Genomic DNA, 18,983 nt, shown 5'->3' with positions numbered 1-18,983 from the left:
CCGGCCTCGCGCTAGGCCTTCTTCGTGCTCAGCTGCTCGATGATCGCCTGCGCGACGTCGTGCATGGTGAGCCGGCGGTCCATGGAGGCCTTCTGGATCCAGCGGAACGCCTCGGGCTCGGTGAGCCCCATCTTCTCGTTGAGCAGGCCCTTGGCGCGGTCGACGAGCTTGCGGGTCTCGAAGCGCTCGACCATGTCGGCGACCTCGGCCTCGAGGGTGAGGATCTGGGCGTACCGCGAGAGGGCGATCTCGATCGCGGGCAGCAGGTCGTTGGGCGTGAAGGGCTTCACGACGTAGGCGAGCGCTCCGGCCTCGCTGGCGCGCTCGACGAGCTCCTTCTGGCTGAAGGCGGTGAGCAGGACGACGGGCGCGATGTGCGCCTTCGAGAGGCGCTCGGCCGCCGAGATGCCGTCGAGCTGGGGCATCTTGACGTCCATGATGACGAGATCGGGGCGCAGCTCGGTGGCGAGGGCCACAGCGGTCTCGCCGTCGCCGGCCTCGCCGACGACCTCGAAGCCGTTGTCGCGGAGGATCTCCACGATGTCGAGGCGGATGAGGGATTCGTCTTCGGCGACGACGACCCGACGGGGTGCGGTCGACGAGGGTTCCTGGTCAGTCACGCCGATGAGCCTACGGTATTCTCGACGGGCTGGTGATGAGCCGGTGTGGCGGAATGGCAGACGCGGGGCACTCAAAATGCTCTGTCCGAGAGGGCTTGTGGGTTCGAGTCCCACCACCGGTACCCGCCTGGTCGCGCGGTGCGCGCCTCCGCTCGCTAGCGTCGTCGGATGAGCACCGACCCCTGGCCCCTGTTCTCGCTGGAGCTGCGCACGCCGCGGCTCGAGCTGCATCCGGTCCGCGACGCCGACCTCGGCCCTCTCGCCGAGGCAGCCCTCGCGGGCGTGCACGAGAGCGGCCGCTCGCCGTTCCCCTCCCCCTGGGCCGAGGCGCCGGCGGAGCGCCTGCCCGGCGAGCTCGCCCGCTTCCACTGGTCGCAGCGCGCGCAGACGACGCGGGAGTCGTGGCGCGTCGCGTTCGCCGTGGTCGAGGACGGCCGGGTCGTCGGCTGCCAGGACGTGGTCGCCGAGTCCTTCGCCGCCACCCGCACCCTGACCTCGGGCTCGTGGCTCACCCGCTCGGCGCAGGGCCGCGGCCTCGGGCGGGAGATGCGCGCCGCCGTGCTCCTCCTCGCCTTCGACCACCTCGGAGCCGAGGTCGCCGAGAGCGCCGCTCTCGCCTGGAACACCCGCTCGATCCGGGTCTCGGAGGCCCTCGGCTACCGGCCGAACGGGACGCACCGGATCGTCGGTCCGGACGGTGCGCCGGTCGAGGAGCTGCGGTTCCGCGTCACACCGGAGACCCTGGTGCGGCCGGAATGGACGCTGGAGGCCTCGGGGATCGACGCCGCACGAGCGGTCCTCGTCCAGGACCCGCTCGGTCCGCCCTCCCCCGTCTGATTCACCAGAACATCGTGCCCGGCGAGCCCTTGAACGGACCGACCACGCGCGAGGTGATCCAGCCGCCGTAGAAGTCGCCCGGCTGCGGCTGGACCGCCTCGCCGTCGACGGTGCAGGAGTCCATCCGGGCGGGGTAGAGGGCGACCGTGTCGACGAGGGCCTCGAAGCCGTCCATCGGCTCGGGGTACGTCCAGCCCGCCGCCTCCGCGACCGCTCCTCCTCCCCCGCGCACGGTCAGGTAGGAGGCCGCGCCCTTGAACTCGCAGATGCTGCGGCCGGGCGCGGGCTCGAGCGCCCCGGGCGCGAACGAGGACACGGGGAGGTAGTAGACGGGAGGGTGGCTCGTCTCGAGGACGCGGAGAGCGTCGCGGGACTCGGCGACGACGACGCCGCCCAGCCGCACGACCACGTGCTCGGCGGTGGTCTCGACCCTCGGGGGTCGCGGGTAGTCCCAGACGGATTCCTGGCCCTCGGCGGGCGGCACGCGCTTCATCCCGCTCACGCTACGCGGCGGGGAGCGGTGCTCCGGCGCCTCCCAGAGGATGCCCGGGCGGACGCCGCGGCCCCGCGGATCGCCGCCGCCGGGACGCGCGGGGGCCCCGGTCGCGTAACGTCGTCCCTGCGGCGGAACCCCGAGCCCGCGCGCAGAAGGAATCCAGAGTGCCCACCGAATGCATCCACGGCCTCGACATCGCGCTCTGCGACGTCTGCACCCCGAAGAAGCTCCCCGAGCAGGTCGGCCGTGCCACCCGCGCCCCCGCGCGCGTGCCCGGGACCTCCCGTGCGGCCACCGCCCGCGCCGCCGCCCGCGGCACGGCGCGCGAGAAGCCCCTGCCGAAGGTCGACATCGCCGCGCAGCGGATCTACCACGTCACCCACCTCGACAACCTCGAGGCGATCGTCGCCGCCGGCGCGATCCTGGCGGACCAGCAGCTCCAGGAGCGCCCCGCGATCGACGTCAGCGCCGAGACCACCCGCGAGCACCGCCGTGCCGTGCAGGTGAAGGACGGCGTCAGCGTCGCCGGCTTCGTGCCCTTCTTCCTCTCCCCCGACGCCGCCCTCTGGGCCGACCTGCGCGGCGAGCGGGTCGCTCCGCACTGGTCGCCGAGCGCCCACGAGACCACCGCCTCGCAGTACGTCGTCCTGGTGGGCTCGCTCGCCTCCGCCCCGGTGCTGAGCGACGGCGACGCCTCCCACGTCCTCACGCGCTTCACCGAGGGCGACGCGCTCGTGCGCACCTTCGCGCGCCTCCTGGTCGACGAGCCGGCCCTGCGCAGCGCGGAGGCGCTCGTGCCCGAGCGCTTCCCGCTCGAGGGCGTCGCGACGGTCGGCGTGGCGTCGGTCGCCGCCCGCAACCGCGTCAAGGCTCTCTTCGAGGGCATCGACGCCTCTCCCCGCGTCGCCGTCTACCCGCCGTGGTTCCACCCGGTGGCCGAGGAGGAGTGACCCGGCGCTAGTCGGCCTCGAGGAGGTCGAGGCGGTCGGCCAGGTACCGGCGCAGCGGCATCAGTCCCTGCTCGCCCAGACCGGGCGCCCAGCGCACGAGCACCTCGGAGCCGCGCAGGGCCAGCGGCTCCTGGCCCGACTCGAGCGCTGCGGCGTCCAGTGCGAGGCGCCGCCAGCCGTAGTTGACGATCTCGCCCTCCTGGAACGGACCGTCGAAGGCGGCGCGCCGGATCTCGCGGCGCGCCTCCTGCGACTCGGACTGGTTGTTGGCGTGCAGCGGAGCAACGGCACGAGTGACCGATCCCGTCGCGAGGAGCTCGCCCTCGCGTCCGAGGAGCACCACGCCGAGGCGCCACGCGCGGGTCACCGGCGCCATCACCGGCTTGCGGCGGAAGCCGAGGATCGCGCGCGGCGTCCGCAGCTCGGCGACGGCCTGGTCGGCGATGCCGCGGGCGTCGAGCTCGGCGGAGACCTCGCGCAGGAGCGCGGCCAGATCGGCGGCGGCCTGCTCGGCCCCGGGTGCTGCGGGCATCGCTCCTCCTCGGCTCGTCCCGCCAGCCTACGGGCGCGGTGTGCACCGGCCACCCCGCTCCGCACCGCTAGCATCGCCTGACGACACCGAGGAGGACGAGCGATGCGCGTCATCATGATGGGCCCGCCCGGCGTGGGCAAGGGCACCCAGGCGGCCGTGCTGTCGCGCGAGCTGGGGGTGCCGGCGATCTCCACCGGCGATCTGTTCCGCGCGCACGTCGCCGACGGCACCGACCTCGGACGGCGTCTGCGGGCGCTCGTGGAGGCCGGCGAGTACGTGCCGGACGAGCTGACGAACGCCCTGGTCGCCGAGCGCATCGCCGAGGAGGACGCCCGGGACGGGTTCATCCTCGACGGCTACCCGCGCACGCTCGCCCAGGTGGACGCGCTTGCGGAGCTCCTCGAGGAGCGGGGCACGCCGCTCTCGTGCGTCGTGCTGCTGACGGCCGACGCGGACGTGGTCCTCGAACGGCTGCACGTGCGGGCGCAGGAGCAGGACCGCGCCGACGACGACCCCGAGGTGGTGCGGAACCGGATCGAGGTCTACGAGCGCGAGACGGCTCCTCTGGCGGAGGTCTACGACGAGCGCGAGCTCCTGGTGCGGATCGACGGCTCCGCCACGCAGGACGAGGTCGCCGCGAGGATCATCGCGGCGTGCCGGCCCGAGTGAGCCGACCCGCCGCGACGCGGGGTCAGATCGCCGAGGCGAGGACCTCGTCGAGCTTGGCCGAGGCCTCCTCGTCGGTGCCCTTCAGGGCGAGCGAGAGCTCCGACACGAGGATCTGACGCGCCTTGAGGAGCATCCGCTTCTCGCCGGCCGAGACGCCGCCCGCCTGCTCGCGGCGCCACAGGTCGCGGACGACCTCGCTGACGCGGTACACGCTGCCGCTGGCCATCTTCTCCTGGTTGGCCTTGAAGCGGCGGGACCAGTTGCTGGCCTCCTCCGCGACGTCGCTGCGCAGGACGTCGTAGACCGCCTGGACTCCGGCGTCGTCGATGATCTCGCGGACGCCGACGAGCTCAGCGTTCTCGACGGGGAGGGTGATGGTGAGCTCGCTGGTGTGCACGTTCATCGTCATGAACGTCTTCTCGACGCCCTTGACCGAGCGCTTCTCGAGCCCGGTGATCGTCACCGCTCCGTGGTGCGGGTAGACCAGGGTCTCGCCGACCTCGAATGTCATCATGTCGTGCCTTTCGTCGTGGGGCGTGGTGGGAGTGACAAGTCCAGGGGGCGCAGCGGCGCCGCGGCGAGCCAGGCCGGGAGCAGCGCGACGAGGTGCTCGACCAGCTCCTCGTCGGTGCCGTCGAGGGAGCCGGCGAGCCAGGCGCCGACCACGGAGAGGACGCCGCCGGCCGCGAAGACCGCGGTGAGCTCGGGGTCGACCGCTGCGGGGACGTCGACCCGGGCGAGCACCTCGCGGTGCAGGGCGAGCGCCGTGTCGAGCACGGCGTCGTCGGAGGCGACCCGGGCGGAGGCCCGCGCGCGGAGCCGGGCATGGAAGGCGTGGCGGTCGACCAGCCGCTCGACGAGCCGCGAGTAGCCGCGCTGCAGGGCGTCGGCTCCGGAGCGGTCGGCGGGATCGCCCTCGGCGACGTCGGCGACCACGAGGTCCTGGCGGAGCAGCGCGGAGGCGACTCCCGCCGCGTCGTCGAAGTGGGCGTAGAACGAGCTGCGGCTGATCCCGGCCTCGCGCACGATGTCGCTCACCGCGATGCCCTCGGCCCTCTCGCCGTCGCTCTGCATGACGAGCCGCTCGACCGCGTCGAACACGCGGCGGCGGGTGCGCCGGGCTCGCGGATCGGCGGAGCCGAGCGCCGAGGGGGACTCCGCCGCGGGCACGGAGGCGAGGCGGGCGGGAGTCATCGGTGTCAGTCTACCACTTCCCGGACAGGTGTACGGGAAGAGCGTCAGGCGCCGGTGCGCACCTGGTCGAGGCCGGCGATGCGGTCGATCGCGGCCTGCTCGCTCGGCGAGACCCGGCCGAGATACCGGCCCAGGAACACGAACAGCAGGCGGTTCGCCGTGATCGCGGGCCACCACGGGCGCCGGAGGCCCAGGAGCCTCCGCACCTCGGGGCTGAGCGAGGCGACCGCGCCGGCGAACAGCAGCGGGTAGACCACGCCCGCCTCGCCCGGCAGCCGGATGTCGCGAAGGAAGCCGACCGCCTCGTGCACGCGTGCGTCGGGCTTGAGCTCGCCGGCGAATCCGGCGAGCTGCGCGCGGAGCTCCGCGACGCTCTCGGGCGGATCCTCCACTCCGAGCAGCCGGCCGGAGGCGGCCCACTCGCGCACGTAGGCGTCGGGGCCGCCGGGGATCCGTCCGCCCCAGATCTCGTGGGCGCCGAGGAACGCGTCGGTGAAGGCGTCGTGCACCCAGAGCAGCAGGCGGGGGTCCTGCGCCGAGTAGGAGCGCTCACGCCCGCCGGCGTCCTCGTAGGAGCCGACGATCCGCTCGTGCACGCCGGTCACCCAGCGCGCCGCTCCGCTCGCCGCGGCGGTGTCGCCGAAGCTGGTGGTCAGGACCCAGCGGACCGTGTTGTCGAGGCGGCCCATCGGGTCCTCGCGGTAGCGGGAGTGGTCGTGCACACCGGCCATCGCTCCGGCGTGGAGGGTCTGCATGAGCAGAGCCCGCACTCCGGCGATCATCGTGGGCAGGCCGCCGTTGACCGCCCAGACCGCGCTGCCCGGTCCGAAGAGCCCGGCGTCGTCGCCCTTCTCGAGGGCGACGATCCAGTCGGCGCGGGGGCGGGGGCGGCGGCGTCTCATCCGCTCAGTGTGCGCTCGGATCCTGGGCCGCGGCTGGCCGTTCTGTCACCCTTCGTGGGGCCGTGGTCACTCGGCCAGCAGTTCGCGGACGTCGTCGGCCGACAGCGCCCGGGCGAAGAGCTCGCCCTCGTCGAGCACCGCCGTGCTGAGGCGGCCCTTGCGCTCCTGGAGGCGCACGATCTTCTCCTCGATCGTGTCCGTCGCCACCAGCCGGTACACGTTCACCCGCCGCTCCTGGCCGATGCGGTGCGCGCGGTCGACGGCCTGCGCCTCGGCCGCCGGGTTCCACCACGGGTCGAGGATGAAGACGTGGTCGGCCTCGGTGAGGGTGAGCCCGGTGCCGCCCGCCTTCAGGCTGATCAGGAAGACGGGCGCGGCTCCCGAGCGGAACTCCTCGATCACTCCCGCGCGGTCCCGCGTGGAGCCGTCGAGCTGCACGAACGGGACGCCGCGCCGACGCAGCCGCTCCCCCGCCCGCTCCAGGTACGAGGTGAAGGTGCTGAAGACGAGGGCCCGACGGCCTTCCGCGATCACGTCGTCGAGCTGCTCGACGAGCACGTCGAGCTTCGCGGACGGGACGTGCCGGTAGGCCGGGTCGACCAGGGACGCGTCGAGCGCGAGCAGGCGCAGGAGGGTGAGCGATCGGAACACCGTGAAGCGCTGCCGGTCGAGGTCGTCGACCAGGCCCAGGAGCTTCCGCCGCTCGCGCTGGAGGTAGCCGTCGTAGAGCACCCGGTGGGCGGGCGTCAGCGCGACCTCGATCGTCTGCTCCTGCTTCTCGGGGAGCTCCGGCGCCACCGCCTCCTTGGTGCGGCGGAGCAGGAACGGACGCAGTCGCCGGCGCAGTCTCTCGAGGCGGCGGCGCGCGCCCTCGGTGTGGCTGACGGTCCGTCCCTCGGACAGATCGGGCGAGGCGATGCCGACGGGCGCCTCCGCGTGCAGGATCGGCCGGGTGTACTCCTCGCGGAAGCGGCGCAGCGGCGGCAGGAGCCCGGGCGCCACCAGGGCGAGGACCGCCCAGAGCTCGTCGAGCGAGTTCTCCAGCGGTGTGCCGGTGAGCGCGAGCGTGACGGGCGCGCCGACCCCGCGGGCGGCCCGGTGCGTCTGCGAGGCGGGGTTCTTGACGAACTGGGCCTCGTCGAGGATCAGCGCCGACCACGTCCTCGACGCCCAGCGCTCGCCGCCGAGGCGCAGGACCGCGTAGCTGGTGAGGACCACGTCCGCGTCGGCCGGGATCGCGTCGAGCGCGCCCTCCCGCGAGCTCGCGACGACGTGGACGCGCAGGGCGGGCGCGAAGCGCTCGGCCTCCGAGCGCCAGCCCGGCACGACCGAGGTGGGGGCGACCACGAGGAACGGCGCGCGGCGGATCCCGGCGCGGCCCGCCTCCTCGACCGCGTCGAGCATCATGGCCAGCGCCTGCAGGGTCTTGCCGAGGCCCATGTCGTCGGCCAGGATCCCGCCGAGCCCGTGACGGAGGCGGTGCACGAGCCAGGCGTAGCCCGCCCGCTGGTACGGACGCAGCCGGGCGGTCAGGCCCTCCGGCGGCTCCACGTCCTCCGGCGACCCGGCGGCCAGCGCGGAGTCGAGCACGGCGCGCCACGCGTCGGAGGGGACGCTCTCGTCGGCGAGCTCCTCCAGCTCGTTCCACAGCCCGGCCTGGTGCCGGCCGAGCCGCGGTCCCGTCTCCCACTCCTCGAGCTCGTCCGCCCGGGTCAGCAGCTCCCGGAGCCGGTCGAGGCCGGGGTGCGCGAGCGAGAGGTAGGAGTGGTCGACCAGGCGGATGCGGTCGCCGCCCGCGGCCAGAGCGCGGAAGAGGGGCAGGAACGGCACGGTCGCGTCGCCGATGGTCACGACGACGCCGAGGTCGAACCAGTCGGCGCTCTCGGTGTCGACCGCGGTGATGGTGAGCGTGAGCGGTCCGGTCAGCAGGCGGTAGTCCGGGGCCGCGCCCTCGCGCTCGATCCGGACCCCGCCGATCCCCTCCAGCTGCGGGAGCTGCTCCACCACGAACACCGCCGCCTCGGCCCCGCGCAGGACCGCGCTCGTCCCCGGCTCCGGCACGAGAGCGGACCCGGCCTCGCCGAGCACCGAGCGCACCCGGCGGAGCACCGCGCGCTCGAGAGCCGCGTCGGCCGTGCCGTCGAGCTCGCCCGCGCGATCGGGCGAGCGGCGCCAGTGCCAGCCCACCCTGACGGCGCGCCGCGGCTCGAACGAGACCGTGCAGACCAGGCGCGGGGGCTCCGGATCGTCCAGGACGAGGTCGACGCCCTCCTCGCGCACCGCGACGCGGCCGCGGAGGGCGGGGAGGTGCTCGCCGACGAACTCGGGCACGTCCTCCGCCGGGACCTCCGTCTCCTCGGGGTGGTCGAGGAGCCGCAGCTCCTCGTCGTCGAAGGGCAGGGACGCGGGCGCGAGCAGGAGCGAGGACGGATCGCCGCCCTCGACCGCGTAGACGCCGTGCCGGGCGACCGGACGCGCCGACTCGGGCGCGTGCTCCGCGCCGTCGATCCGCAGGACGGGCCGCAGCCGGAGCGCTCCCTCCTCCGCCGAGACCGTCACCGCCACATGCGCGGGACCGGCGAGACGGACCGCGCCCTTCTCCGGGGCGAGCAGCGGGATCCCGGCGGCCTGCGCCTGCTCGAGCAGCCGCCAGAGCAGTGGGCTCTCGTAGTCGTCGAGGTGGATCCAGTCGGGGTCCTGCCCGAGGTGGACGGTGCGCGTGGCGCGGTGCAGAGCCGCGAACTCGGCGAACCAGCGCTGGTGAGCGGGGTCGAGCGAGAGCCGGTGGGTCTGGAAGTTCAGCGACTTCCAGGTGAGGGTGGTGCGGTTCCAGGCGCCCCCGCGCCCACGGACGGCGGGGCGGGTGGCCAGACGGTGGTCGCGGCGCTCGTCGGGGTCGTAGGTCTTCGCCGTGACGCGCTCGCTCGCCGGCGCCCGCCACGGATCGTCGGCCCGGCGCACCAGCCGGCGCAGCTCGAACTGCAGCCCGATCGGAGTGAGGACGGTCGGCGACTCGGCCTCGGCGGATCCGCTGAGCTCGCCGACGCGGGCGCGCCAGGAGGAGGGGGTCGACTCGGGAGGCACCGCCCCATGCTGCCACGCGCCGCCGACACCCCCGCCCGCACCGCGTGACGGGCAGAATCGGAGGATGACCAGCAGCGACTCCCCCGCGCCCACCGTCCTCACCCTCGGCAGCGAGAGCCTGCGCCTCGCCCTGACGACCGCCGGGGCCGAGATGACGTCCCTCCGCGACGACGAGGGCCGCGAGTACCTGTGGCAGGCCGGCCCGGAGTGGCGCCGGCACGCTCCCGTCCTGTTCCCGATCATCGGGCGCCTCCCCGGCGACACGCTGCACCACGACGGCGCGGACCACCGGATGGGGCAGCACGGCTTCGCGCGGGACCGGGTCTTCGAGCTCGCGGGCGTCTCGGCGGACGAGGCGGTGTTCCGGCTCCGGAGCGACGACGCCACGCGCGCGGTGTTCCCCTTCGACTGGACGCTCCTCATCGCCTACGCCGTGACCGGCGCCTCGCTCCGGATCACCCAGACCGTCGAGAACAGGGGTCCCTCTCCGCTGGGCTTCTCGCTCGGCAACCACCCGGCCTTCGCGCTGCCGCTGCCCGAGGGCCGCGGCGAGCACCGCATCCGCTTCGCGCAGCCCGAGCCGGAGGGGTACCGCCGCGCTCCGGAGAACCTGCTGCTCGAGGCGCGCCACCCGGCGCCGCTCGAGGACGGGGTCCTGACAGTGGACGACGCGCACTTCGAGGAGGGCGTGATGATCTTCGACGAGCCGCGCCGGCGGACCCTCCGGCTCGAGGCCGACGGCGCCGCCCGCGCGATCGTCGTCGACACCGGGGACTTCGACGTGGTCGGCGTGTGGAAGCCCGTCGGGGCCCCGTTCGTCTGCCTCGAGCCGTGGCGGAGCGTCCCGACCCCCGAGGGCTGGGACGGCGACATCGTCGACAAGCCGCGCCAGGTCGTCCTCGAGCCGGGCGGCCGACGGTCGCTGTCCTACAGCATCGCGCTGAGCTGAACGTCCGCGCGCTGGATCTGCGCGTCGAGCAGCTCGAAGCGGCGGATGATCAGCCCCTCGCGGGTGGCCCAGGGGCAGATCACCAGCGTCTCGATTCCGAGGGCGTCCATGGCCGCCTCCGCGACGAGAGCGCCCGCGAGCAGCTGCGGAGCCCGCAGAGCGGAGACGCCGGGCAGCGCTGAGCGATCGGCCGCGCCGATCGCGGCGAGGCGGGCGGACCACAGCCGGAGGTCGACCAGGTGCAGCTCGCGGCGCACCAGCGGACCGGCGGCGCTCGGAGCGGCGCCGGTGATCCGCGCCAGAGACCGGAAGGTCTTCGACGTGCCTGCGACCAGGTCGGGGCGCCCCAGGGCGAGGAAGCCGCGGACGGGCTCCGCGAGCACCTCGCGGGCGTGACGCCGGGCGGCCTTCACGCTCGTGGCCGAGGCGGGATCGCCGACCAGCAGGTCCCGCGTCACCCGCCCCGCTCCGAGCGGGACCGACACGGCGAGCTCGGGCACCTCGTCCACGCCCATCGAGAGCTCGAACGAGCCGCCGCCGATGTCGAGGTCCAGGATCGAGCCCGCGCCCCAGCCGAACCAGCGGCGCACGGCGAGGAAGGTGGCCGACGCCTCGGCCTCGCCGCCGAGCTCCTGGAGGTGCACGCCCGTCTCGGCGCGGACCCGGTCGAGGACCGCCGCGCCGTTGCCGGCCTCGCGGATCGCCGAGGTCGCGAACGCCAGCAGGTCCTCCGCGCGGTGCTCGCGGGCGACCTCGGCGGCCTCGGTCACGAACGCGATCAGCTCGCGCTGGCCACGCTCGGTGATCTCCCCCGCCTCATCGAGGTGCGCCACGAGAGCGAGGCTCCGCTTGTGCGAGCGGTAGGGCACCGGGCGGGCGCCGGGGTGCGCGTCGACGAGGAGCAGGTGGACCGTGTTGGAGCCGATGTCGAGCACGCCGAGTCGCATGGGTCCACGGTATCCGCCCGCGGAGGCGCGTCCCGCCACGCGGGCCGCCGGGGAACGCCGGAGGGCCCGGCCGCTCGCGCGACCGGGCCCTCCGGAGGGTGCTGGACTCAGTGGTCCCAGTTCTCGGCCCTGTCGGCCGAGCTGGACGAGCCGACGATGTGCACCCGCATGTCGTTCGTCGTGCCGGCGCGCCCGGGGGGCGATCCGGAGACGACGACCACGGTCTCGCCCGCCTGGGCGAGGCCCTCGCGGAGCAGCACCGCGTCCACCTGCGCGAACATCGCGTCGGTGTGGTTGACGCGCGGCGTGACGAAGGACTGGACGCCCCAGTTCAGCGCCATGCGGCGGCGGACGGCCGGCTCGGGGGTGAAGCCGATGATCGGGATGCCGTGGCGCAGGCGCGTCATGCGGCGGACCGAGTCGCCCGACTCCGTGAACACGCAGAGGAACTTCGCCTCGACGAACTCCGCGACCTCGGCGGCGGCCAGCGTGACGGATCCGCCCTGGGTGCGGGGCTTGCTCCCCAGCGGGGGGATGCGCTCCAGGCCGTGCTCCTCGGTGGACTCGACGATGCGGGCCATGGTCTGCACGGTGACGACGGGCCAGGCTCCGACGCTGGTCTCGCCCGAGAGCATGACCGCGTCCGCGCCGTCGAGGATGGCGTTCGCGACGTCCGAGGCCTCGGCCCGCGTGGGGCGGGGGCTCTCGATCATCGACTCGAGCATCTGGGTCGCGACGATGACCGGCTTCGCCCAGCGGCGGGCGAGCTCGACGGCGTGCTTCTGCACGATCGGCACCGCCTCGAGGGGCAGCTCGACGCCGAGGTCGCCGCGGGCGACCATGATGCCGTCGAAGACGTCGATAATCTCCTGCAGGTTGTCGACCGCCTGCGGCTTCTCGATCTTGGCGATGACGGGAGCCTTGCGGCCCTCCTCCGCCATGATCTCGTGCACGCGCTCGATGTCGCTGGCGTTGCGCACGAAGGAGAGGGCGATGATGTCGGCGCCGAGGCGGATCGCCCAGCGGAGGTCGTCCTCGTCCTTCTGGGAGAGGGCGGGGACGTTGACCGCGACACCGGGCAGATTGATGCCCTTGTTGTTCGAGACGTTGCCGGGGACGACGACCTCGGTGACGACCCGGGGGCCCTCGACGGCGGTGACGCGGACAGCGACCTTGCCGTCGTCGATGAGGAGCATGTCGCCCGGGTTCACGTCGTCCGGGAGGCCCTTGAACGTGGTGCCCGAGAGCTCGCGCGTGCCGAGGACGTCCTCGGTGGTGATGGTGAAGACGTCGCCCTCGGCGAGGGCGTACGGGCCGCCCTCGAACTTGCCGAGGCGGATCTTCGGACCCTGCAGGTCGACGAGGATCGCGACCGCGCGCCCGGCGTCGTCCGCGGCCTTCCGCACGATGCGGTAGATGCCTTCGTGGACGTCGTAGCTTCCGTGACTGAGGTTCATGCGGGCCACGTCCACGCCGGCGTCGATGATCGCACGAATGGTCTCGTACGACGACGTTGCCGGGCCGAGGGTGGCGACGATTTTCGCTCGTCTCATTGAGGGGGTGCTCCGTTGTTCTGCGCCCGGAGGCGCGTCGTTAGCGGGGAGGGTGAGCTGATTGCTGGCGGGCCGAGACTATCGCGTCCCGGGGACTAGAGCGTGAAGCCCCGGTCGTTGGGGCCGACCGGCGCCGGCAGCTGGGTCGTGCCCTCGAGGTAGCGGTCGACCTCGGCCGCGACGGAGCGGCCCTCCGCGATCGCCCAGACGATCAGGGACTGGCCGCGCCCGGCGTCGCCGGCCACGAAGACGCCGGGGACGGTGGTCTCGAAGGCGTCGCCGCGCGCGACGTTGCCGCGCTCGGTGAAGGGGACGTCGAGCTGGCGGCCGAGGTGGTCCGCCTCCGGGCCGGTGAAGCCGAGGGCGAGCAGGACCAGGTCGGCCGGGATTTCGCGCTCGGTGCCCGCCTTGGGGACGCGGCGTCCGTCGAGGTACTCGGTCTCGGCCACGCGCACCGCGCGGACCTCGCCGCCCTCGTTCGCGAGGAACTCCACGGTCGACGCGAGGAACATCCGCTCCCCGCCCTCCTCGTGGGCGCTCGAGACCTCGAACACGGTCGGGTCCATCGGCCAGGGCTGGCTGTCCGGGCGCTGCGACGGCGGCTGCTGCCCGATCGCCAGGTTCGTGACCGACGCGGCCTTCTGGCGGTGGGCGGTGCCGATGCAGTCCGCTCCGGTGTCTCCTCCGCCCAGGACGACGACGTGCTTGCCCTCGGCCGAGATCTGCTCGAAGACGCGGTCGCCCGCGATCGCGCGGTTCGACTGCACGAGGTACTCCATGGCGAAGTGCACGCCGTCGAGGTCGCGACCCGGGATCGGCAGGTCGCGCGGTACGAGAGCACCGGTGGCGACCACGACCGCGTCGTAGCGCGCCCGCAGGTCGTCCCAGGTGATGTCGGAGCCGATGTCGACGCCCGCGCGGAACCGGGTGCCCTCGGCCTTCATCTGGTTCAGGCGGAGCTCGAGGTGCTTCTTCTCCATCTTGAAGTCCGGGATCCCGTAGCGCAGGAGACCGCCGATGCGGTCGTCGCGCTCGTAGACCGCGACGGTGTGCCCGGCGCGGGTGAGCTGCTGAGCGGCGGCGAGCCCCGCCGGGCCGGAGCCGACGACCGCGACGGTCTTGCCGGTCAGGCGCTCCGGCGGGTGCGGCTGCACCCAGTCGTTGCCGAAGGCCTGATCGATGATCGAGACCTCGATCTGCTTGATCGTGACGGCGGGCTGATTGATGCCGAGCACGCAGGACGACTCGCACGGCGCCGGGCAGAGCCGGCCCGTGAACTCCGGGAAGTTGTTCGTCGCGTGCAGGCGCTCGATCGCCTGGCGGCCCTCGCCACGCCACATCAGGTCGTTCCACTCGGGGATGAGGTTCCCCAGCGGGCAGCCCTTGTGGCAGAACGGGATGCCGCAGTCCATGCAGCGGCCCGCCTGCCGGCGCAGCACGGCGGAGTCGCCCTGCTCGTAGACCTCTTTCCAGTCCATCAGGCGGACGGACACGGGACGCCGCTTGGGCAGCTCCCGGTCCTGCACCTTCAGGAACCCCTTGGGATCAGCCACCGGTCACCTCCAGAATCCGTCCCCAGACGACGTCGCCGTCGGGGTCGAGCCCCTCCTCCACAGCGGATGCGCGCGTCGCGAGCACCGCGGCGAAGTCGCGGGGCAGTACCTTGACGAAACGCGAGACCGTTCCGTCGAAATCGTCGAGCATCCCCTGGGCCAGGGTCGACTCGGTCTCCGCGACGTGCCGCTCGAGCAGGTCGCGAAGGATCTCCACGTCGGCGCTGCCGAGCTCGGAGAGGGTCAGCTCGCCGGAGGCGATCGCGTCGCGGTTCACGAGCTCGCGGCGCAGGCCGTGGATGTAGGCCGTGCCGCCCGACATGCCGGCGCCGAGGTTCCGCCCGGTCTCGCCGAGGATCACCGCCAGGCCGCCGGTCATGTACTCGAGCGCGTGGTCGCCCACTCCCTCGACCACCGCGGTGGCGCCGGAGTTGCGGACCAGGAAGCGCTCGCCGACCATCCCGCGGATGAACATCGTGCCCTGGGTCGCCCCGTAGCCGATCACATTGCCCGCGATCACGTTCGTCGAGGCGTCGAAGGTGCTGCGGCGGTCCGGCCGCACCACGATCTGGCCGCCCGAGAGGCCCTTGCCGACGTAGTCGTTGGAGTCGCCCTCGAGCCGCAGCGTGATGCCGGCGGGGAGGAACGCTCCGAGCGACTGCCCGGCCGAGCCGCGGAGCGATACGACGATGGAGTCGGCCGGCAGGCCGTTCTCGCCGAAGCGGACGGTGACCTCGTGGCCGAGCATGGTGCCGACGGCGCGCTCGGTGTTCTTGATCTCGCGCTCGATCCGCACGGTGCCGCGGTGGTCGAGCACGTTCGCCGCGAGGCGGATCAGCTCGTTGTCGAAGTGGTGCTCGAGCTCGTGCTCCTGCGCGCGGCCGTGGCGGCGCGGCTCCTCCGCCGTGAAGACCGGTCCGACGAGGATCGGCGTCAGGTCGAGCCCGCTCGCCTTCCAGTGCTCGATCGCCTGGTCGACGTCGAGCAGCTCGCGGTGTCCGACGATCTCGTCGACGCTCCGGAAGCCGAGCTGCGCGAGGTACTCGCGCACCTCCTGGGCGATGAACTCAAAGAAGTTGACGACGAACTCCGGCTTTCCGGAGAACCGCTGGCGCAGCTCCGGGTTCTGCGTCGCGACGCCCACCGGGCAGGTGTCGAGGTGGCAGACGCGCATCATGATGCAGCCCTCGACGATCAGCGGGGCCGTCGCGAAGCCGAACTCCTCGGCCCCGAGCAACGCGCCGATGACGACGTCGCGACCGGTCTTCATCTGGCCGTCGACCTGCACGACCACGCGATCGCGCATGCCGTTGAGCATCAGCGTCTGCTGGGTCTCGGCCAGGCCGAGCTCCCAGGGCGTGCCCGCGTGCTTGAGCGAGTTCACCGGGCTCGCGCCGGTGCCGCCGTCGTGACCCGAGACGAGGATCACGTCGGCGAGGGCCTTCGCGGTGCCGGCGGCGACCGCTCCGATGCCCGACTGGCTGACCAGCTTCGCGTGGATGCGCGCCGACGGGTTCGCCCGCTTGAGGTCGAAGATCAGCTGCTTCAGGTCCTCGATCGAGTAGATGTCGTGGTGCGGCGGCGGCGAGATCAGGCCGACGCCGGCGGTCGCGTGCCGGGTGCGCGCGATCCACGGGTACACCTTCGTGGGCGGGAGCTGACCGCCCTCGCCGGGCTTGGCACCCTGGGCGAGCTTGATCTGGATGTCGTCGGCGTGGGTGAGGTACATGCTCGTGACGCCGAAGCGGCCCGAGGCGACCTGCTTGATCGCGGAGCGGCGCTCCGGGTCGAGCAGCCGCTCGGTGTCCTCGCCGCCCTCGCCGGTGTTCGACTTGGCGCCCAGGCGGTTCATCGCGATGGCGAGCGTCTCGTGCGCCTCCGGCGAGATGGAGCCGTAGCTCATCGCGCCCGTCGAGAAGCGCTTGACGATCGCCTCGACCGGCTCGACCTCGTCGATCGGGATCGGCGTGCGCCCCGCGGTGTCGAGCTTGAACATGCCGCGGAGGGTCATCAGCGAGCTCGCCTGGTCGTCGACCATCTTCGTGTACTCGCGGAAGACGTCGTAGCGGCGGTTGCGCGTCGAGTGCTGCAGGCGGAACACCGTGTCCGGGTTGAACAGGTGCGGGGCGCCGTCGCGGCGCCACTGGTACTCGCCGCCGACCGCCAGGCGCTCATGCGCGACGATCGCGCCGTCCTCGGGGTACGCGGCGCGGTGACGCGCGGCGTTCTCCTCGGCGACGACGTCGATGCCGATGCCGCCGAGCTTCGAGACGGTGCCGGTGAAGTACTGGTCGACGAACGCCTGGCTGAGGCCGACGGCCTCGAAGGTCTGCGCCCCGGCGTAGCTCGACACGGTGGAGATGCCCATCTTGGACATGATCTTCAGCACGCCCTTGCCGAGCGCCTTGATCACGTTCTTCACGGCCTTCTCCGGCGAGACGTCCGACAGCATGCCGCTGCGGACGAGGTCCTCGCAGGTCTCCATCGCCAGGTACGGGTTGACCGCGGAGGCGCCGTAGCCGATGAGCGTCGCCACATGGTGCACCTCGCGGACGTCGCCCGCCTCGACCACGAGCCCCACTCGCATCCGGTTCTCGGTGCGGATGAGGTGGTGGTGCACGGCGGCGAGCATCAGCAGCGAGGGGATCGGCGCGAGGTCCTTGGTGGAGTCGCGGTCCGAGAGCACCAGGAACTGCGCTCCCGCGGCGATGGCCTCGTCGGCCTCGTCGCACATCTCGTCGATGCGGTCCTGCATCGCGCGGGGTCCCGCGTCGACGCGGTAGAGGCCGCGGATCGTCGTGGTGATGTGGCTCAGCGGGCGCGGCGCGATGTGCTGGATCTTCGCGAGCTCGTCGTTGTCGATGACCGGGAAGTCGAGGACGACCTGGCGCGCGTGCTCGGCACCGGCGGTCAGCAGGTTGCGCTCGGGGCCGAGGCCCAGGCGGAGCGAGGTCACGACCTCCTCGCGGATCGAGTCCAGCGGCGGGTTCGTCACCTGCGCGAAGGCCTGCGTGAAGTAGTCGAAGAGCAGGCGGGGGCGCTTGGACAGGACGGCCACGGGGGTGTCCGAGCCCATCGCTCCGAGCGGCTCCGCACCGGCGCGCGCCATCGGCAGCAGGAGGAGGCGGACCTCCTCCTCGGTGTAGCCGAAGGTGCGCTGGCGGCGGTTGACCGAGGCGGGCGTGTGCACGATGTGCTCGCGCTCGGGGAGGTCCTTGAGGTTGATGCGGCCCTTCTCGAGCCACTCCTCGAACGGACCGGAGGCGGCGAGCTGCCCCTTGATCTCCTCGTCCTCGACGATGCGGCCCTGCTCGGTGTCGACCAGGAACATGCGGCCGGGCTGCAGGCGTCCCTTGCGGACCACCTTCGCGGGGTCGATGTCGAGCACGCCGATCTCGCTGGCGAGCACCACGAGCCCGTCGTCGGTGACGACGTAGCGGCCGGGTCGGAGCCCGTTGCGGTCGAGGGTGGCGCCGACGAGCTCGCCGTCGGTGAAGACGATCGCGGCCGGGCCGTCCCACGGCTCCATGAGCATCGAGTGGTACTCGTAGAACGCGCGGCGCTTCGGGTCGAGCGCGCCGTCCTGGTTCTCCCAGGCCTCCGGCACCATCATCATGATCGCGTGCGGGAGCGACCGGCCGGCCAGATTGAGCAGCTCGACGGTCTCGTCGAACGAGGCGGAGTCGCTGCGGCCGGGCGAGACGATCGGGAACAGCGGGGCCAGGTCGCCCAGCTCGCGGCTCTTCAGCTGCGACTGGCGCGCGCGCATCCAGTTGCGGTTGCCCTGCACCGTGTTGATCTCGCCGTTGTGCGCGATCATCCGGAACGGCTGAGCGAGCGGCCACGAGGGGAAGGTGTTGGTGGAGTACCGGGAGTGCACCAGCGCGAGCTTCGACGCGAAGCGCTCGTCGGACAGGTCCGGGTAGAACGGCTCCAGCTGGAGCGTCGTCACCATCCCCTTGTAGACGAGCGTGCGGCTCGAGAGCGACATGAAGTAGACCTCGAGCTCGCGCTCGACGCGCTTGCGCAGGCGGAAGGTCAGGCGGTCGAGGCGCACGGAGGAGAGGGGCGTGCCGCTCTCGTCGGTCAGCTCGCTCCGGATGAACAGCTGCTCGATCGCCGGCATGGCGGCCCGGGCGAGCGTGCCGATCTCGTCGGGCTGCACGGGCACGGAGCGCCAGCCGACCACGGCGAGGTTCTCCTCGCGGGCGATGTCGGCGATCGTCGACTTGACCCGCTCGCGCTCGAACACGTCCACCGGGAGGAAGGCGTTGCCCACCGCGTACTGGCCCAGCGGCGGGAGCTCGAAGGGAGCGACCGCGCGGAGGAACTCGTCCGGGATCTGCGTGATGATCCCCGCGCCGTCGCCCGTTCCCGCGTCGGAGCCGACGGCGCCGCGGTGCTCGAGGTTGCGCAGCGCGTTCAGCGCGGCGTCGATGATGTCGTGGCCGGCGGTGCCGCGCATGGTGGCGACCATCGCGAGACCGCACGCGTCCTTCTCGGCGGCCGGGTCGTACATCCCCTGCGCCGGCGGCATGCCCAGGAAGGGCACGGCGCGGGCCGGGGTCGAGGGCTGGGCGGAGGCCATGGGAACCGTCCTCACGGGGGTGATGGCTGATCGGGACGTCGCTGGCCCGCGGTGGTGGAGGAGGAGCGGCTCCCCGATCGGGAGGGCCGCAGGGTTCTGCCGTGGCGCG

At 72.8% G+C, this 18,983-nt stretch carries 15 protein-coding genes and 1 tRNA gene; 5 read left to right on the top strand and 11 right to left on the bottom strand.

What is annotated here, in order from left to right; all coding sequences use genetic code 11:
* Positions 1-11: 11 nt before the first annotated feature.
* Complete coding sequence (locus C5C57_RS11215) at positions 12-620, bottom strand: ANTAR domain-containing response regulator (RefSeq protein ID WP_104221889.1); 609 nt, start codon at positions 618-620, stop codon at positions 12-14.
* A gap of 39 nt (positions 621-659) precedes the next feature.
* Here C5C57_RS11215 and C5C57_RS11210 point away from each other — a divergent pair.
* Both C5C57_RS11210 and C5C57_RS11205 read left to right on the top strand, forming a co-directional pair.
* Positions 660-742, top strand: a tRNA-Leu gene (locus C5C57_RS11210).
* A gap of 46 nt (positions 743-788) precedes the next feature.
* Positions 789-1,457 carry a GNAT family N-acetyltransferase gene (locus C5C57_RS11205; protein WP_104246795.1) on the top strand — a complete coding sequence of 223 codons (669 nt, stop codon included), beginning with the start codon at positions 789-791 and terminating at the stop codon, positions 1,455-1,457.
* A gap of 1 nt (position 1,458) precedes the next feature.
* Here C5C57_RS11205 and C5C57_RS11200 read toward each other — a convergent pair whose 3' ends face one another.
* On the bottom strand, positions 1,459-1,950 hold the full coding sequence (locus C5C57_RS11200; RefSeq protein ID WP_104246794.1) for a DUF427 domain-containing protein: 492 nt from the start codon (positions 1,948-1,950) through the stop codon (positions 1,459-1,461).
* A gap of 167 nt (positions 1,951-2,117) precedes the next feature.
* Here C5C57_RS11200 and C5C57_RS11195 point away from each other — a divergent pair, with 167 nt between their 5' ends.
* Positions 2,118-2,903, top strand: a complete 786-nt coding sequence (locus C5C57_RS11195) for a DarT ssDNA thymidine ADP-ribosyltransferase family protein (RefSeq protein WP_104221883.1) — start codon at positions 2,118-2,120, stop codon at positions 2,901-2,903.
* 7 nt (positions 2,904-2,910) lie between these two features.
* Here C5C57_RS11195 and C5C57_RS11190 read toward each other — a convergent pair whose 3' ends face one another.
* Positions 2,911-3,435, bottom strand: coding sequence for a hypothetical protein (locus tag C5C57_RS11190; protein WP_104232649.1), 525 nt, complete (start codon positions 3,433-3,435; stop codon positions 2,911-2,913).
* A 102-nt stretch (positions 3,436-3,537) separates the two neighbouring features.
* Here C5C57_RS11190 and C5C57_RS11185 point away from each other — a divergent pair, with 102 nt between their 5' ends.
* The gene (locus C5C57_RS11185; protein ID WP_104297632.1) at positions 3,538-4,104 is read left to right on the top strand and encodes an adenylate kinase; all 567 of its coding nucleotides are present in this window, start codon (positions 3,538-3,540) and stop codon (positions 4,102-4,104) included.
* Between the two features lie 22 nt (positions 4,105-4,126).
* Here the strand turns inward: C5C57_RS11185 and C5C57_RS11180 are convergent, their stop codons facing one another.
* The 4 genes from C5C57_RS11180 to C5C57_RS11165 all read right to left on the bottom strand — a co-directional run bounded on the left by C5C57_RS11180 (position 4,127) and on the right by C5C57_RS11165 (position 9,284).
* Positions 4,127-4,615, bottom strand: a complete 489-nt coding sequence (locus tag C5C57_RS11180; RefSeq protein WP_068257183.1) for a CarD family transcriptional regulator — start codon at positions 4,613-4,615, stop codon at positions 4,127-4,129.
* Positions 4,615-5,298, bottom strand: a complete 684-nt coding sequence (locus tag C5C57_RS11175) for a TetR/AcrR family transcriptional regulator (protein WP_104297631.1) — start codon at positions 5,296-5,298, stop codon at positions 4,615-4,617. Before C5C57_RS11175 ends, C5C57_RS11180 begins: the two co-directional genes overlap by 1 nt.
* 44 nt (positions 5,299-5,342) lie before the next feature.
* Complete coding sequence (locus tag C5C57_RS11170; RefSeq protein ID WP_104263169.1) at positions 5,343-6,200, bottom strand: oxygenase MpaB family protein; 858 nt, start codon at positions 6,198-6,200, stop codon at positions 5,343-5,345.
* Positions 6,201-6,266: 66 nt separating this feature from the next.
* On the bottom strand, positions 6,267-9,284 hold the full coding sequence (locus C5C57_RS11165; protein ID WP_104297637.1) for a DEAD/DEAH box helicase: 3,018 nt from the start codon (positions 9,282-9,284) through the stop codon (positions 6,267-6,269).
* 64 nt (positions 9,285-9,348) lie between these two features.
* On the opposite strand from C5C57_RS11165, the gene C5C57_RS11160 reads away from it, so the two are divergent.
* Complete coding sequence (locus C5C57_RS11160) at positions 9,349-10,233, top strand: aldose 1-epimerase family protein (RefSeq protein ID WP_104260725.1); 885 nt, start codon at positions 9,349-9,351, stop codon at positions 10,231-10,233.
* On the opposite strand, the gene C5C57_RS11155 is transcribed toward C5C57_RS11160, so the two are convergent.
* The 4 genes from C5C57_RS11155 to gltB form a co-directional block, all read right to left on the bottom strand.
* A complete protein-coding gene (locus tag C5C57_RS11155; protein WP_104246791.1) occupies positions 10,212-11,180 on the bottom strand; it encodes an exopolyphosphatase in 969 nt (322 codons plus the stop codon). The two genes, C5C57_RS11160 and C5C57_RS11155, sit on opposite strands and share 22 nt — an antisense overlap.
* Positions 11,181-11,287: 107 nt before the next feature.
* Positions 11,288-12,733 carry a pyruvate kinase gene (gene pyk, locus C5C57_RS11150; RefSeq protein ID WP_104221869.1) on the bottom strand — a complete coding sequence of 482 codons (1,446 nt, stop codon included), beginning with the start codon at positions 12,731-12,733 and terminating at the stop codon, positions 11,288-11,290.
* A gap of 95 nt (positions 12,734-12,828) precedes the next feature.
* The gene (locus C5C57_RS11145) at positions 12,829-14,286 is read right to left on the bottom strand and encodes a glutamate synthase subunit beta (RefSeq protein ID WP_104246790.1); all 1,458 of its coding nucleotides are present in this window, start codon (positions 14,284-14,286) and stop codon (positions 12,829-12,831) included.
* The gene (gltB, locus tag C5C57_RS11140) at positions 14,279-18,874 is read right to left on the bottom strand and encodes a glutamate synthase large subunit (protein WP_104221865.1); all 4,596 of its coding nucleotides are present in this window, start codon (positions 18,872-18,874) and stop codon (positions 14,279-14,281) included. Before gltB ends, C5C57_RS11145 begins: the two co-directional genes overlap by 8 nt.
* Positions 18,875-18,983 lie beyond the last annotated feature (109 nt).

It is taken from the genome of Rathayibacter sp. AY1C5 (assembly GCF_002931705.1).
Classification (GTDB): domain Bacteria; phylum Actinomycetota; class Actinomycetes; order Actinomycetales; family Microbacteriaceae; genus Rathayibacter.
The sequence above is the reverse complement of the archived record's forward strand: the minus strand, read 5'-3'. Positions and strand labels throughout refer to the sequence as shown.